A 16,472-nucleotide genomic window follows, 5' to 3' on the forward strand; every position below is an offset into this window, starting at 1 on the left:
CACCCCGACCCCGTCCCCCTGCGCCACCCCGACCCCGTCCCCCTGCGCGACCCGTATCGGAGGCGTCCGGGCGAAGCCCGTCAAAATCTCGTTCCGGGTCAGTCCGGGCACCGATGACAGCGCGCTGGCCGTACAGGTGAAGAGGAAACTTCTCCGGCACAAGAAGCATCTGGCCGGTCGGCACGCCGGCATGGTCCTGACCTTCGGTGCCGACGGCGGTGCCGGAGAAGGCGTCCGTCTCGCCACGCGGGTCAACACCGCCCTCGGCACGGCCTATCCGAAGATCTTCGGGACGGCCGCGACCCGGAACTTCCACGACCTCTCCGCTCCCAGCGGGTCGATCTCCATGGAGATCTACTTCGTTTCGGACGGCTGCGCCCCTACTTCCAAGAACTGAGGATCACCTGATGAGTGAGCAGGTACTCCCCCAGTTGTCCCTCCGTACGGCGATCCGCATCTGGAGAGTCTGAATTGGCTTTCGTAGCGCACCCACTCGACCGGCGGCGGGCCTCACTGTCTCTGGAGCCCGAACCCCTGGGCGAGGGCGGCCAGGGGACGGTCACCCGGGTGGCAGGCTTCGGCCGGCTCGTCTACAAGGAGTACACACCGCAGGCCGGAGCGGTGAACGACAGAGCCCTCGCCGACCTCGTGAACTTCGGTGACAACCTCGCGCCCACCGAACGGCATCTGTTGCTCGGCGTCTGTGCGTGGCCGGTGGCACGTGTCCATGACGGGGACCGGATCACCGGATTCCTCATGCATGAGATTCCCGCCGAGTTCCTCCGTGACATCGGCGGCGCGTCCACACCGGTCGAGGCGCGTTATCTGCTGTTCCAGCCCGGCCGGGCCGGGCAGGACCTGCGTCAGCCGGACATCGCAGGCCGTACCGGGATCGCTCTGGCCGCCGCCCGGTTGGTCGACCTGCTGCACGGCCACGGGTTCGTGCTCGGTGACCTCTCGTCCCGCAACCTGCTGTGGCAGCCGGCTCCGCCGTACAAGATATTCGTTCTCGACTGCGACGGCTTCCGCCGTCACGGCGGTGAGCCCGTGCTACGGCAAGCCCATACTCCCGGCTGGGACGACCCTCTCCAGCCGTCCACCGGCCCCGATCTGGACACCGACCGCTACAAGCTCGCACTGCTCATGGGCCGCGTGCTGGCTTGTGACGCACATGTTCGCCCCGGCAAGGAGTTGACGCTGCTTCCCGGTCTGGAGCCGCAGACGGCGCACGCGGTCGCCGAGCTGTTCGCACGTGCGGCGGGTCCGGTCGGAACTCGCCCGATCGCGAGGGAATGGGTTCAGGCGATCCTCGGCCGCAGCCGGATCATCGTGCGCCGGCCCCCGCTCCGGCAGGTCTCCGAGCCGGCCGAGCACGCCGGGACGCACAGTCCCGATTCCGAATGGATCAGCCTGCCGATCGGCCCATCGGTGAACCGCCCGTCGCCGGAGACACCGTCACGCATCTCCCGAACCTCCGTGCCGATCTCGCAACAGCCACTGCCGAGATCCGTACCGACCTCCCGGCCCTCACCGATACCCGCACAGCTCTCCCAGCCACCGCTGAGATCTGTGCCGCAGGCTCCGCCGCCCGTCCCGCGTGAGAGCGTCCCGGTCACCATGCCGGCGACGACCGGGCCGAGCATTCCCGGCCGTCCCATGACGCTCGGCGAACGGGTGACCGCGTCCGACGCGTTCGCCGAGCAGCGGCGGATCTCCCGCAGTGCGATCTCCGACGAGCAGGTCACCGCGCTGATCAATGGTCTGGACGCTCGTGATGGCCGTCTCTCCGTGACGGAGGCGGGAGCACTGATCAACGAACCGGTGGACCGGACGGGTCTGCTGATGGGTGCGGCGAAGCGCCTGCTCAACGTCGACGGCTACGACGTCCTCACTCTCAAGGACGGCGACCAGACCGTCGATCTGAACCTGCGGCTCCTGATGGAACAGTTTTTCGACGAGGAGGTTGAGCCATGAGGCACAAGGTCAGCCGGGCGAGACGACAGCAGATCATCGCCGCTCTGGGGCGCGGCACCGTCCCGCAGAACGGCCTCGATCTCTTCGCCGTCGGCATGGAGGGGTTCGAGAAGGTCCTCGACGAGGAACTCGCCGTCGCGGCGAGCGGTCGCGGTGGCTTCAAGGCGATCCGCGGCGAGTACGGCTCCGGCAAGACCTTCTTCGCACGGTGGCTCGCCGAACGCGCCAAGCGGATGCGGATGGCTACCAGCGAGATCCAGATCTCCGACACCCAGACGCCCCTGCACAAGCTGGAGACCGTCTACCGTGCCCTGATCGGCGGGCTCTCCACGGCCAGCAGCCCGCCGAGCGCGCTACGGGAGATCGTCGACAGCTGGCTCCTCACCCTTGAGGACGATGTGAGCGCCGCGGCGGGAATCGCCAAGGACAACAGGCGGGCGATGGTGCCGGCGGTCGACGAGCTCATCGAGTCCCGGCTCGCCGAGGCGGCCCAGACCGCTCCCGCCTTCGCCACCGCGTTGCGCTTCTACCGCCGGGCCAGACTCGCCGGGGACCAGGCCATCGCGGACGGGTTGCTGGCGTGGGTGGGCGGGGAACCGAACGTGGCGGCGGCGGTTCTCCGCTACGCGAACATCAAGGGGAAGCTGGACTCGGGGAACGCGCTCGGCTTCCTGCAGGGCCTGCTGGTGGTGCTGCGGGACTGCGGTCACCCCGGACTGCTCGTCGTGCTCGATGAGATCGAGACGTTGCAGCGTATGCGCAGCGACATCCGGGAGCGGAGCCTCAACACGCTCCGGCAGCTCATCGATGAGATCGACAAGGGCCGGTTCCCGGGGCTCTATCTCGTCATCACCGGAACCCCCGCGTTCTACGACGGGCAGCAGGGCGTGCAGCGGCTCACCCCACTCGCCCAACGGCTGGCCACTGACTTCGACACCGATCCCCGGTTCGACACGGCCCGCGCGGTGCAGATCCGTCTTACCGGTTTCGACACGGACAAGCTCGTCCAGCTCGGCTGTGCCGTACGCGACCTTTACGCCGGGGGGAACCCCGCCGAGGCACGGATCAGATCACTGGTCGATGACGGCTACATCAAGGACCTGTCCACAACCGTCGCGGGCCGGCTGGGAGTCGGTACGGCTCCCCGGACATTCCTGCGGAAGCTCGTCGCGGACGTGCTGCACCGCGTGGCCGACCATGAGGATTTCGATCCCCGCAGGCACTACCGGCTGACCATCTCCGACACCGAACTGAACGACGACGAGCGCAACGCGGCGCGCGGCACGGCGCGCAGAACGGCGGACGATACGGCGCGTGGCACGGCACGCGACGCACACCGAGCTTTGTCGGCGGACGAGGTGGAACTCGACCTGACGTGACGTCACTGCATCCGACGCTGGCCTACCACGTCACCAACACCCTCGGCTGGCCTGAGCTGCGAACACTGCAGGCCGCGGCCCTCTCTCCGATCAAAATCGGGGACGACACCCTCCTGGTCGCCCCGACGGCCGGCGGCAAGACCGAAGCGGTGGTCTTCCCGCTGCTCTCCTCGATGGAGGAGCAGCGATGGTCAGGCCTGTCCGTGCTGTACGTCTGTCCGCTGAAGGCGCTCCTCAACAACCTGCTGCCACGCCTGCAGATGTACGCGACCTGGCTGGGCAGGCGGGTGGAGCTCTGGCACGGCGACGTCTCCGGTTCGCGGCGGCAGTCAATCCTGCGTGACCCGCCGGACGTGTTGCTGACCACTCCGGAATCGCTTGAGGCGATGCTCATCGGGACCCGGGTGGACCACCGGCGCCTCATGCGGGACCTGCGGACGGTGGTGGTGGACGAGGTGCACGCCTTCGCCAAGGACGACCGGGGCTGGCACCTGCTGTGCGTCCTGGAACGGCTCACCCACCTGGCGGAACGCCCTCTTCAGCGGATCGGGCTCTCCGCCACGGTGGGCAACCCCGGCGAACTGCTCTCCTGGCTCCAGGGATCCGGCACGGGGACACGGCCCGCGCGGGTGATCGCTCCCGAAGTGGTCATCGGCTCCGGTCCTCCTGACATCGAGCTGGACTACGTCGGCTCCGCCGTGAACGCGGCCCGTGTCATCGCCGCACTGCACCAGGGTGAGAAACGGCTGGTCTTCTGTGACTCCCGGCGCATGGTCGAGGAGCTGGGAGAGATGCTCCGCGGCCACGGCGTGAACACCTTCCTGTCCCATGCCTCTCTCTCCGCCGACGAACGCCGTCGTGCCGAGGAAGCCTTCGCCCAAGCCCGCGACTGCGTCATCGTCTCCACGTCCACTCTGGAACTGGGGATCGACGTCGGTGACCTGGACCGCGTCATCCAGATCAACGCGCCCTGGTCGGTCGCCTCGTTTCTCCAGCGGCTCGGCCGTACGGGACGGCGGTCGGGCACGAGACGCAACTGCCTGGTCCTGGCACTGAGCCGTGACGATCTCCTCACGGCGGCAGGGCTGCTGCACTTGTGGGGCACAGGCTATGTCGAGCCGGTGCAGCCCCCGCAGGAGCCACGGCACATCGTCGCCCAGCAACTCCTGGCGCTCACCTTGCAGGAAGGACGGATCGGCGATTCGCTCTGGCCGGACTGGTGGAACGGTCTCAGCCCTTTTGAACATCGCTCCGCTCAGCCACTGCTCGACCACCTGATCGCTGAGGGGTTCCTCGAACGAGACGGCGGGGGACTCCTCATCGGGCCCGCGGCCGAACAGCGCTTCGGGCGCCGTCATTTCATGGACCTGACCGCGGTGTTCACGGCACCGCCGGAGTTCACCGTGCTCCACGGCAGCATCGAGATCGGCCGTACCGATCCCGGCCTGCTGACCTCCTCGGTCCAAGGCCCGCGTCTGCTTCTTCTCGCGGGGAGGACCTGGGAGGTGGACTGGGTCGACTGGAAACGGCGGCGGTGCTTCGTCGAACCCGTGGAGGGAACGGGAGGAGAGGCTCGGTGGGCGTCATCGGCGTTCGGGGGCACGTCCTTCTCACTGGCGCGCGCCATGCGCGATGTCGCCCTGGGCGTCGATCCCCCGGTACGGCTCACGCGGCGGGCTGCGGACGTACTCGCCAAGGTGCGCGCGGAGATCGCCGACACCGTTCACCCTGAGGGCACCGTGATCGTACGTGAGGACGGGGACCTCTACTGGTGGACCTGGGCGGGATACCGGGGCAACGCCACGCTGAAGGCCACACTCGGACCTCTGGCCGACCCCACCCATCGGGTGGAGGATCTGCGCGTCAGATTACGCAACGATCTCAGCAGATCTGTCTGGCGCGATGGCTTGCGGACCCTCGAGATCAGGCGCCCGGAGGTGGATGACAGAGCATTGAACGGGCTCAAATTCAATACCGCGCTTCCGCGCGACCTCGCCGTCGAGACACTGGCCACTCGCCTCGCCGATTTCTCGGCGGCGGTCTTCACGCTTACCGAGCCGACGCGCCTCCTGGTACGGTGACCGGCCCCCGGTAGCACCCCACAGATCCGTCTGTGATGTTGGCGGGACGGCAGTCGAGGGTGGTCGCGGGACACACCTGAGTCTCTACCGGGCCCGAGCGATTCACTACCCGCCAGGCGCGCACTTGTAGAGCTGGCCGTAGCGCTTCTGGGCGATCCGCATCAGCTCGATCATGTCTTTGATCCCATCCCTGCCCTTGGCGACCTGGGTCATTTTAAGGTCGATGATTCGATCCTTGCCATCGCAGGAGAACCTCGCGGTCACCTGGTATGGCTGGTCACTGAACGGCCCCTCCGGGAAGTACACCGCGTAACCCTCACCGAGAACGACAGGAAGCCTGGTCGCTCCATGCCTGGTGAAGACCTTGCGTCTGTCGTTCATGAGGTAGTCAAGATACTCACGCGGCGAATCGGCGGTCTCTTGTACCCACACGACTCTCAACGAGTGGGGTATGGCGCCCGGCGCCCAGCAACTACCGGCCTCGTCATCACCGCTCGTCTCATTGCTGAGGGACTTGGTCAAGCCGCTGATCAATCGGAACGCCTGCTCGGGTACAAGTTTGCAAAGGTAGGGGGCCGAATCAGTAACCGCTCCCACGCCCACCGATGGAGGTGTAGGGATAGTCGCCTTGTCAGGTGTACAGGCCACCGCGAAGCACATGGCAGCAGGTAGCGCGAACAGCGCTCTGCGAAGCCTCACTTGCTACCCTCCTGGGAAGAAGGGATCCGGAGGTTGAGGTAATCGTCTACGTCACTGGTCCTCCGGAAGGTGCCGGCAAAACGGTCGAGCAGATCAGCGCTTCCGCCTTTTTCGTTGACCCATCCAAGGAATTCGCTGTACTCGGCCGGGCTCATCTCGGTGAAGGGCTTGATCGTCGGCGGAGCCCCGACCGTGAAGGTCTGATGTTTCAGGGATGCATCGTCCAGCATCCCCTTCTTCAACATGGCGGTGGCGATCATCTGCTCTGCCAGCTTCTCCACGGCGAGCCGGTCGTTCGCCAGCCTCTGGTACGTCTCACCCAGATTCAGCCCCTTCTCCGACACCTGCCCGGCGGCCCACTTGGCCGCCGCGTCGTAGCCGGCCCCGGTGGCCTTGTCGTACTGGGTGGTGAGCAACGACCCGAAGGCGCCGGTGGCCAGCTCGCCCACCTGTCTGGCACCGGGCACCGGGATCAGCCCGATCGTGTCGCGCACCATGGTCTGCAACGCCTCGCTCACCTTCTTGTCGTCCAGCCCCTCGGCGATCATGACCTGGCGGCGGATCTCCACGAGGTGCCCGAAGGGGCGCGCCTCCCCCACGATGTTGTCGACGAGGAACTGCGCGACGTCGGTCTTGCCGATCCGGCCGTCCTCGTCGAAGTCGAACGTCTTGAGGTCGGCCTCGGTGAAACCCAAAGCTTTGAGGTTCGACTTCTCAAGGCCCACCGGGGGCACGCTGTCGAGCGCCGCCTTCATGTGCTCGGTCTGCGCTCGGATCAGCGCCTCGAACCCGGCGTCGTCACGGGTGGCCAGTGCCAGCGCGTAGGACATGGCCGTGGCGTCAACCTTGCCGAACATCCCGTGGTTGAGGAGAAGGTTGGAGACCTGGTCGATGTTGGCCGCCATCGCGCGGGCCAGGGGGTAGCGCAGGGGAGCGAGCCGGTCGAGTACGGCCCTGTTGGTGATCTCCAGGTTGCCGTCACCCGCCTTGCCGAAGGCGCCCCGGGCCTGGTCCGCCAGGGACTTGGTCAGCTCGGCGGCCAGCTTCTTGGAGGTCGCGTCCTGGCCGGTCGCGCCTGCCAGCAGCACCTTGCTGAACGATCCGTAGTTGTCGGTGTAGTCGAAGGCTCCCAGCCGCGTGGTCAGCATGTGGTCGAGCACCGACTGCTTCCATCCCGCCGGAGTGTGGTTCAGCAGAGCCTGAGAGGCCTCCTTACCGGACCCGGCCGCGTGGAGCAGGTCCTCCACGACCGCCGCCTTGACCCGCTTGCCCGATCCCGCCGCCGCGCCCGGTTTCATCAGGGAGCCCAGCCCCAGGGCGGCGGCCAGATCGAACAGGGGGACCTGCCGGCCGCCGACGGCCTGGCCGAGCGCGTCCTTGCTCGCCGCCCACCTGTCCTTGTACTGCTCCTTCTCGTAGGCGACCGCGTCGCTGCCGACGGTCTCCATGAACTTCCCGGAGAACGGCGGCTTTCCGTCGTGGGCGCCCCAGATCAGCGCCTGGGCCTGGTAACCCGCGTACTTCACGTCACCGACGGTATGTTCGGCCCGGCCCTGTGCGACGAGTTGTTTGAGAAAGTCATCGCCCATATAGGCCTTGTTCTTCGGGTCGGTCCCACCGGCGAGAGCCGCGCTGAGCATGCGCAGCGCCTGTTTGCTCTGCGTGGAGATCTGATCCACTCGTGCGGACTTCCCATGGTTCAGGCCGTCGCGCAGTTGCGCCGCCAGTGAGCCAGGCAGCTCGGTGACCCCTTTCGCTCCCAGTTTCCGCAGGAACGTCCTGACGAACTCCGGGTCATTGCCCCTCTTCGCGTACTTCTGCAGCGCCGCGAGCGCCTTGGCGTCCCCGCCCACGGCGAGCAGCGCCGCGCGGGCGGCCACCGTCCCGTCCAGCAGGCCTTGGGCGGCGTCCAGCCCGTCGGGCATCTCCATGAAGGATCCGGCGGTCGTGGAGGTCCCGAAGCTGACCTTCTGCTGCTCCATCTCACGGATCAGCGCCTGTCGGCGTCTCAGGTCGTCGGCCTGCTTGCCGACCCGACCGGCCAGCTCGCGCAGGCGCAGCGCCGGAGAGGTGTCCACTCCGGCGCTCTGCAGCTCGCCGTACAGCGCCTCCGCCAGTTGCTCAAGCCGCCCGGCGGCCTGCGTGTGCTTGCCCGCCATCGTGTCGAACTCGGGCTGCTTGACCCCGGTGAAGCCGGAGCCGGTCATGGCTTGTCCGGCAGCGACGCCATCTTGCTCCGCGCGCTGTGCACCGCCTTGGTGAGCAGGTCACGCAGCTCCCGCTGGTCGGCATGGACGTCGGTGCCGAACCGGGTGCCGGTGGGACCCACCCACGCGTCGTTCTCCATCAGGCGGCAGGAAGGGGCGAGCGCCCACCAGTGCTCGTCCGACAGCCGCTGGATCCGCTCCACCACTGCCCGCATCGCCTCGCGATCGAGGTCGGCCACAACGATCTCCCGTATGGCTCGCCGTACAGAAACAGATCAGGAGGCGGCTCCCCGTGCCTGTCACAGGTTAATCAACAGCACCTCACCGAACAACCCCCAATCTCACGAAATAGTGAAATACGCCTAATATGATCTGAAAACGCTACATTTAGGAATCAAAGGCATACCTGAGCAGTGCGAGAGTCTCGGTGTGACCAAGTGATGCCCCTTCACCACATCCCGGCTTCTCCGCTCTCCGCAGCATGCTGCACGACAGAACCCACGGAGCCGACAATCACCAGATATGACCGTATGAAGAAAGATCGATACGGTTCTCGGCGTGTTGTGGAGATTCCGAATCTGGTGGGTGCTCGCCTTTGCCATCCCGGTGTGTGGGTTCGCCTACATGTGGGCTCAGCCCGCGCGCGGGTTCGGGATGTTTGGCTATATCCAGATGTGCCGTGGATATGAGTTCCATGAAGCGGCGATGCCCTCCGTCTGGTCGGTCACCGCGTGGGTTCCGGTGCTGTGGTACATGGGCCTCCCCGTCGTCGTCCTGAGCTTCGTCGCCTCGCTGGCCACCGGCTGGTGCGAGCGGCCCCGGTGGGGGCGGGTGACCGGCCGGGTGATGGCCATGCTGCTGCTCGCCGCCTACGGGGTCGCACCGGCGGCCTTCGCGGCGGACATGCTGATCGACCGGGGATGTCTCAGGACGTGGGGCGGCCGTGAGGGCGTGGAGATCTTCGTCCTGCCGAACGTGGCCCCGACGCTGACCGCCCTCTGCCTACTGCTGGCGGTCCGTCGGTGGCGGGAGCGCCGCGGAAGGCTCGTGCGCCGAACCGCGGTGGTGCTGGCACCGGCATGCCTGCTGCTGTTCCTGCCCGCCGCCGACCTGTCTCCCGGCCGCCTCACCTCCGCCGCGGAGTGCGGGCCGGCACCCTCCCCGGCCGGCAGGGCGCGGGAGACCGGAGACCGGGCCTTCCTCTGCGCGGTACGGCGCACGACCCAGAAGCCGTTCAGCCGGATGCCCGACCGGGAACTGCTGGCCTACGGCCACCATCTGTGCGGGGTCCACATCCGTGCCGACGAGGCGGAGATCGCACGCCTCTGGGAGCGGAGCGGTGTCACGGTTCATGCGGTGGCAGGCGCTCTTATGGCGATCTGCCCCAGCCTGGTGGCGACCGTACGCACGCAGGAGGAAGCCGGGAAGCTGGGGTCCGTCGTCTGGAAGGTCAAGGAAAGGCGTATGTGCGCGGAGGCGCCGCGGCACCGGCCGCTCGTCCCACCGGTCAAGGTGAGCAGGAAGCGGCTGTGGACCGACTACGGCGTGCTGGAGTCCTACGAGGGCGCCGAGGCCCCCTTCGAGGACGACCTGCTGGACATCACGCAGAAGAACGGGCTGGTGGCCACCCTGCCCGGACACGCGATGGTGCGGGTCCACTCCGACTACCTCACCTGCGCGACCGCGGAGACCTACCGGCGCCGCCCACCGGTGGAGACCAGGGGCTGGGACCACGTGGTGGAGGTCGGCTACCACAGCCCCGGCGGTGAGCTCGCGCTCGGCGACCCGATGGGCGGGAGCCGGCTGCCCAACCTGGCGTTCCTCGGCAAGGGCGACTACCGCATCCGGGTCCATTACCACGCGCCTCACTGGGAGGACGACTCCGAGGACCCCCAGCAGCTCCTGATCATGGTGTTCCCGGGACGCGACAGCCGGACCGTCGTCCACCGTGAGCGGGTGAAGCGCTGACAGCCGACGCCACGGTGGCCGCCGGCCGGGAGCGCTTCGGTATCGACCTGAGACCTCTTCCGTCTCCGCCATGGCGCTGAGAGGCGTCTCATGAAGTGAGGCCCCGCATCGATCAGGTGAGGAATCATGGACGTTCTCGTGACGGTGGACGGCGACGACGACGAGCTCTCCCGCCGTCTGCTGGAGGATCTGCGCAGGACTACCGCGCATGAGACCAGGCTTCTGTCACGGATCGGCACCGCTGACGGACAGGACCACCCCGGCTCCATGGGCCATGGACGTGAGTCGCTGCTCTTCTCCTTCGATCCGTCCGACATCCCCGCATTCGCTGATGCGATAGTCGTCTGGCTGAGCCATCAGACCAAATTCAGTTTTTCACAGCCGGAACACGGCGTGGTCGTAAGCATTTCCGTCGAGGGGAAGGAGATCAAGCTCTCCAGCACCGAGACGGTTTCAACCTCCGAACAGCTCCGGCGCATCGGTCAGCATCTCCGGACGGGGCAGGAAGGCGGACCGGAAGCTCTCTTGGAGAACCGGAAGAACCAAATACGCCAACGGCATCAGGAGGACCGAGCCTTACGGGAACAAGAGTTGAAGAACTACCTGCTCCGGGCGCAGCAGCAGCACGACCTGGCAACAGAGCTGGAGATCGAGCGTGAGAGGACGATCCAGGAGCAGCGGCAGCGTGCGGCAGAGCATGAGCGTGAGAGCGCGATACAGGAGCGGCGGCGTACGGCGGAGCTTGGACGTGAGAGCGCTGATCTGAGCGCCCGGATGGAGATGCATCGCATCCTCGTAAAGCGGGGACACCTGGACCGCCCCCTCACCGGAGCGGTCGAGGACATGCTCACCGCCTTTGAGAAAGGCTCCGGCGCGGAGGGCTCCTTCCGGGAAGCACTACGCACGCAGGCCGAGGCCATGGACGCGACCGCGGGCGCGGAACCGCCGAGGCAGTCGTGCGCTGTTCATGTGAGCGAGACCCAGGCGGGCCCGGCGGTGCGGGACGCGCTCGTCAACCTGGCCGCCGCGTTCGGATGGACGGCCGGTCCCGACTCCAGGCCGTTCATCGGATCCTTCTTCCAGCGGCTGACGATGTGGACCAAGGACGTGGCGAGCTCGGCGACCACCAAGGAGATCGCCGAAGAGATCCGCCGCGGCGTCGAGCTGGCCACCATCCACAGCCAGCAGGCCGACAACGACAACCGGCAGGCGGAGGCCGTCGCCAAGCTGGTGCAGTCGCTGGAGGGCACCGACAAGGCGGTGATGCTCGTGGGATCCATCCTGATCATGAAAGACGACGGCCGGCTCTCGGTCAGGACGCTGACCCAGCGGCAGCTCATGTTCCTCGATCGTCACGCCACCAGCGTCACCGACCCCGCGGCGGTCCTCCAGGCGCTGGACGAGTGCGCGCGATCCCACCACGCCGAGGCTCTGGAGTCTCCACGCGTCGCGGCGCTCCGCGCGGTCGAAGCCCGTCCGGACGACGACCTGTCTGCGACTTCATGAATCCCCGCGGAACCGTGTCCGCCCGCACAACCGGCTTCATGCCGGTCATCGTGCCCGAAGGAGCCGCCAAGTGCGTGGCCGCATCCGGGAAGCTCTGACGGGCCAGGCGCGTGAGAACGGATCGGATCCGCTGAGAACCGGCGCCGCGCACCCGGTTCAGACCCGGGCAGGCCGGTCGCGACAGAATGTGGCCTCATGGAAGCCCGTATCGCGATCGCCCCGTCCGCGGAGATCGGAGCGGCCTACGGCCGCGCCAACTCCCCCGACCTCGATCTTCTCCGTGCCAACATCGAGAAGGCCGTGACCGCCGGGGGCGGTGTCATCGCGCCTCCGGACGAGGCCGACGGCCTGGTGTGGCTCATCCCCGGGGAGCCGGAGCAGCTCCGGGTGGCGCTGGACGGCCATCCCGGGATCGGGTGGGTGCAGTTCCCCTGGGCTGGGGTGGAGAAGTTCGCGCCGAACGGCCTCTTCCGGCGTCCGGTGACCTTCACCTGCGCCAAGGGGTCGTTCGCCGGGCAGGTGAGCGAGCACGCGCTGATGTTGACGCTGGCCTGCCTGCGCAGTGTCGTACGGCAGGCCAGGACGCCGCACTGGTCTCCGGCCGATCCCCGGTCCCTGCACGGCCGGCGGGTGACGATCCTGGGCGGCGGCGGCATCGCCACCGAGCTCGTCCGTCTCCTGCGGCCTTTCGAGTGCCGTGTCCGGGTGATCCGCCGCAGGCCGGAGAGGGTCGAGGGCGCCGAGGAGACGCTGCCGTCCACGGCTCTGCACTCCGTACTCCCCGAGACCGACGTCCTGGTGCTGGCCCTCGCCCTCACCCCGGAGACCAGGCACGTCATCGGCGCCGCCGAGCTGGCACTGCTGCCGGCGGACGCCGTCGTGGTCAACGTCGCGCGCGGCGCGCACATCGACACGGACGCGCTGGTCGAAGCCCTCCGGGACGGGACGATCTCCGCCGCCGGCCTGGACGTGACGGACCCCGAGCCGCTCCCCGAGGGGCACCCCCTGTGGAGCGACCCCAGGGCCCTCATCACCTCGCACTGCGCGGACTCCGCCGAGTACGTCATGCGGATGCTCTGCGAGCGGGTCGAACGGAACGTGCGTCACCTGCGGGAGGGTCGGCCGCTGGAAGGCCTGATCGATCCCGCCACGGGCTACTGACCGCCCTGCCGGACGCCCCCGCTCCGTGCCGGACGCCCACGCAGCCGGACGGTCAGCCACACCACCGATCCGGGGCTCCGCCGTGGGTCGGGCGGCGTGCGGAGGGGGGTGGGAACCGGCGCCACCGGGGTGTGACACCGTGGACGTACGTCTCGCATCTCGTGAACCGCGTGCGTCACCTCACCGCAGGGGACGCCGACGCGGAGAGGAGAGATCATGTCGAAACCGCCGCTTCCCGAGGAAGCAGTCGCCATGCTGAAGAAGCCGAACCCCGCCGTCATCGCGACGCTCCGGTCCGACGGCCAGCCGGTGTCCACGGCCACCTGGTATCTCTGGGACGACGGCCGGATCCTGGTCAACATGGATGAGGGCCGCAAGCGGCTGAGCCACATACGCGACGACCCCCGGGTCACCCTCACCGTGCTCGACAAGGACGACTGGTACACCCACATCAGCATCATCGGCCACATCGCCGAAGTCCGCGACGACAAGGATCTGACCGACATCGACAGGCTGGCCCAGCAGTACCTCGAGAAGCCGTACCCACGGCGGGACCGCCACCGGTTCAGCGCCTGGATCGAGATCGACACCTGGCACGGCTGGGGCACGCTCAAGGACAACAGCCAGGTCGGCTGACACCCACCCCCGCCCGGGCATCGACGGTACGCGTCGGCCCCGCGGTCCCACCGCGAAGCCCTGACCTGGCATCCCGCACACCGAAACGAGCAAGCCGAGGTTCTCTCGGAGGCGTACGGCTGCGACCCGGCCGGGTCTCCGGGGTCGCGCGCGTGCCCCATCCGTGCGGAACTCCCCGCGCTGCTACGGTTCAAATGTCTCATTTGATCTTCGTTGAGGAGTGTGATCAGGATGCGAATCGTGAAGCTGGTAATGGCAGCCCTGACTTTGGCGGCCGCGGCGCTCGTGTCGACCGTTTCCGCAAGCCCGGCGCAGGCGGCCGATTGTTCGGGTTCACTCATCGAGCACCTCCCCGTCGGATCACTCGGCTATCTGGACATCTACTACTCATCGTCGACAGGCAACAACTGCGCCCGTCTCAACTCCACCGGCTCGTCCTACGGCGAGTCCAAGTACATGAGCGTCCGGCTCAACGCCTGTAGCGCGAGCTCGACATCGGTGTGCAACGTGCTCGACACCGACTCCGACAGCGGCTACTTCGAGTACTACGCCGGCCCCGTGACCGTGTACGGCAAGGGCCGCTGCCTCCGCGCGACCTACCAGATCAAGAGCATCAGCAAGATGACCCCCATCTTCCACTGCGGCTGACCGAATCCCCAGGTGCGGCACCGCGGTGCCGCACCTGGCACGCATCACACCGCACATCACCACGACAACACCTCACGCGGCCACATCGGGGTTGAGGAACCATGACGCCGCCCCTGGCCTCCGCGGACGGGCAGCGCGCGTAGGTCTCGTTCGTTGACAGGTGCGCCGGATGTCGAAATGATCACGCGTCCCAGCACATGAATCGGTCCGTCCGGATTGCCCGACGACGGCCAGCACCATCGAGGAGATGACATCGGGTGTCCGTGACGGACCAGGAGCTTGTCGCCGAGCTTCGCGAACTCGCCGACCACCCTCATCTGACGGCTCGCCAGGAGCAGCTACGCGATCTCGCGGACGCGATCACCGACCCCGGCAAGGCCGAACGCTGGTGTGAGATCGACCTGTTCGCCGCCTTCTCCCCCGATGACACCATCCTCGTGGACGGCGAACCGGCGGGCACCACGCCCCAGCGGGGGAAGCCGGGATGGCGTCGTGGGCTCGGCGCCGCCATCGGTCCCGCCCTCGTCTTCGTACCGATCTTCATCACCTGGCTCGGGCTGATGATGGCCACGGGCGCCTACGGCGCCGCCCTCGAAGCCAACGGGCTGGAAGCGGCTCGACGTCCTTTCCTCGAAATGTGGCAGCAGGGCTTCGACGGCAGGCTGCCCGGGTTCTTCAAGTTCGACAACATCGCGCTCTGCACCCTCGCGGCCATCTTCTGCCTCATCCTCTGGACCGTCTTCGAGAACGTCACGAGAAACACCAGAGAAGACGCCTCGGATCGGGACCTGGGGGTTCTCCGGGTCCGCCTTCGCAGGGCGATGACCCAGGCGAGTCTCGTGCTCAGTCAGGTCCGGCTCTCCTCTCCGGTCCGGTTCGGGGCCGAGCTCGGCAAGACGGCGGCCGACATCGGCTCCGTCGGCGCCACGGCGCGCAAGGTGCACACCGAGCTGGTCGAGGCGCTCACCCTGACCTTGGACGCCACGCGGAAGACCACGGACGCCCTGGCCGGCAGCGCGCTCGACGTGCGCGACGCCGTAGAGCTCCTCGGCGGGCGCCTGGCGACCATCAACAGCACCTGCGACGATCTCACCTCGGCGGTGTCGCGGGCCTCAGCCGTGATCGACAGCGCGGGATCCCGCACCGGCCAGGCCGTGACCAACGTCGGGAACCAGCTGTCGACGACCATCTCGCAGACCACCCTCGACCTGCGCCGTGCGTTCAACGACGAGTTCGTGCGATCCATGCAGTCGGTCCACAGCACCGTCTCCGGCCTGGACACCCAGGTCGGCAAGCTGGTCGACGCGACGGTGAGCATCGGCTACGCGGTCGACCGCGCGGCCGTCTCGATGGATTCCGTCGGTTCGTCGACGGAGAAGGCCGTCGACCTCCTCGGCGGACGGGTCACCGATACCCTCGCCGGCGCGGCCGAGGATCTCCGCCGGACCTTCGGAAACACCAGCACGGAGATCCGGGAGGCCCTCGGCGACTGGTCGGCCACCGCAGGGGCCCACGCCTCCCGGATCGAACTCGTCTCCGACGCCTCGGGCAGGACGGTCACCCTCATGGAGCAGACGCGGGACACGCTCGACCGGCTCCCCACCGCGCTCGCGAACGTTCTCGCCGACCTGCCGGCGAAGGATCTCACCGCCGGCGAGGTCACCGGCCTGCAGCAGGCGATCACGCAGCTGCGGCTCGTGGTCGACCGCGCGGCCGACGCCTTCGGGGCCCCTGCCTCCGGAGCCGGCAGCCGCAACGACGGTCCCGGCCGGAGTCTCGACGGCAGCGGCGGCGACGGTTCCGACGGGGCTCCCGGCGACGGTGGCCGCAGCGGTTCCGACGGGGCTCCATGCAGTGATGGCCGTAGCGGTTCCGACGAGGCTCCATGCAGCGCCGGCGGCGGTTCCGGCGAGGCTCCCGGCGACGGTGGCGGTTCCGACGAGGCTCCCGGCGACGGTGGCGGCGGAGGAAACCGTAAAGGTGGAGGAAACCGTAAGAGCGGCGGAAACGGCGTCGGCGACGGCCTGAAGGCCCGTCAGAGGATCCCACGGTGACCACCCGCCGCAGGACCTCCACCTCGACCCTGCTGGCCGGCTGGCTCTTCGCCGACCTACTGCTCGGGCTCACGATCATCATGCTGGGAGCGCAGGCACCGCCTCCCTCGCCCGTCCGCCCTCTGGCGGACGGGCGAGGGAGGCGGTGCCTGCGCTCCC

At 67.8% G+C, this 16,472-nt stretch carries 13 protein-coding genes; 10 read left to right on the top strand and 3 right to left on the bottom strand.

All coding sequences use genetic code 11. The features are described from left to right. From CA984_RS33405 to CA984_RS33420, 4 genes are all read left to right on the top strand, one after another. Window positions 1–397: hypothetical protein (locus CA984_RS33405; protein ID WP_108724652.1), on the top strand; the 397-nt coding region annotated here is incomplete at its 5' end. A 74-nt stretch (window positions 398–471) separates the two neighbouring features. Next, window positions 472–1,974 (top strand): hypothetical protein, encoded by a 1,503-nt coding sequence (locus CA984_RS33410; RefSeq protein WP_086577432.1) that lies wholly within the window; start codon window positions 472–474, stop codon window positions 1,972–1,974. Further along, window positions 1,971–3,353 carry a BREX system ATP-binding protein BrxD gene (gene brxD, locus CA984_RS33415; RefSeq protein WP_086577433.1) on the top strand — a complete coding sequence of 461 codons (1,383 nt, stop codon included), beginning with the start codon at window positions 1,971–1,973 and terminating at the stop codon, window positions 3,351–3,353. The genes CA984_RS33410 and brxD overlap by 4 nt, the downstream gene beginning before the upstream one ends. Continuing rightward, window positions 3,350–5,434, top strand: coding sequence for a DEAD/DEAH box helicase (locus tag CA984_RS33420; protein ID WP_086577434.1), 2,085 nt, complete (start codon window positions 3,350–3,352; stop codon window positions 5,432–5,434). The genes brxD and CA984_RS33420 overlap by 4 nt, the downstream gene beginning before the upstream one ends. 105 nt (window positions 5,435–5,539) lie before the next feature. Here CA984_RS33420 and CA984_RS33425 read toward each other — a convergent pair whose 3' ends face one another. The 3 genes from CA984_RS33425 to CA984_RS33435 all read right to left on the bottom strand — a co-directional run bounded on the left by CA984_RS33425 (window position 5,540) and on the right by CA984_RS33435 (window position 8,579). After that, the gene (locus CA984_RS33425) at window positions 5,540–5,815 is read right to left on the bottom strand and encodes a hypothetical protein (RefSeq protein WP_133061848.1); all 276 of its coding nucleotides are present in this window, start codon (window positions 5,813–5,815) and stop codon (window positions 5,540–5,542) included. A gap of 314 nt (window positions 5,816–6,129) precedes the next feature. After that, on the bottom strand, window positions 6,130–8,340 hold the full coding sequence (locus CA984_RS33430; RefSeq protein WP_086577436.1) for a hypothetical protein: 2,211 nt from the start codon (window positions 8,338–8,340) through the stop codon (window positions 6,130–6,132). Then, window positions 8,337–8,579, bottom strand: coding sequence for a hypothetical protein (locus CA984_RS33435; protein WP_086577437.1), 243 nt, complete (start codon window positions 8,577–8,579; stop codon window positions 8,337–8,339). The genes CA984_RS33430 and CA984_RS33435 overlap by 4 nt, the downstream gene beginning before the upstream one ends. A gap of 466 nt (window positions 8,580–9,045) precedes the next feature. On the opposite strand from CA984_RS33435, the gene CA984_RS33440 reads away from it, so the two are divergent. From CA984_RS33440 to CA984_RS33465, 6 genes are all read left to right on the top strand, one after another. Continuing rightward, window positions 9,046–10,308, top strand: a complete 1,263-nt coding sequence (locus CA984_RS33440) for a hypothetical protein (protein WP_086577438.1) — start codon at window positions 9,046–9,048, stop codon at window positions 10,306–10,308. 138 nt (window positions 10,309–10,446) lie between these two features. Continuing rightward, window positions 10,447–11,814, top strand: coding sequence for a hypothetical protein (locus CA984_RS33445; protein WP_133061849.1), 1,368 nt, complete (start codon window positions 10,447–10,449; stop codon window positions 11,812–11,814). Between the two features lie 195 nt (window positions 11,815–12,009). Then, the gene (locus tag CA984_RS33450) at window positions 12,010–12,975 is read left to right on the top strand and encodes a D-isomer specific 2-hydroxyacid dehydrogenase family protein (RefSeq protein WP_086577440.1); all 966 of its coding nucleotides are present in this window, start codon (window positions 12,010–12,012) and stop codon (window positions 12,973–12,975) included. Between the two features lie 216 nt (window positions 12,976–13,191). Continuing rightward, a complete protein-coding gene (locus CA984_RS33455) occupies window positions 13,192–13,611 on the top strand; it encodes a PPOX class F420-dependent oxidoreductase (RefSeq protein WP_086577441.1) in 420 nt (139 codons plus the stop codon). Window positions 13,612–13,851: 240 nt separating this feature from the next. Next, a complete protein-coding gene (locus CA984_RS33460) occupies window positions 13,852–14,259 on the top strand; it encodes a hypothetical protein (protein WP_093891975.1) in 408 nt (135 codons plus the stop codon). A gap of 257 nt (window positions 14,260–14,516) precedes the next feature. Further along, window positions 14,517–16,313, top strand: a complete 1,797-nt coding sequence (locus CA984_RS33465; protein ID WP_086577443.1) for a hypothetical protein — start codon at window positions 14,517–14,519, stop codon at window positions 16,311–16,313. Window positions 16,314–16,472 lie beyond the last annotated feature (159 nt).

This window comes from Streptosporangium minutum (genome assembly GCF_002149035.1).
Taxonomy (GTDB): domain Bacteria; phylum Actinomycetota; class Actinomycetes; order Streptosporangiales; family Streptosporangiaceae; genus Streptosporangium; species Streptosporangium minutum.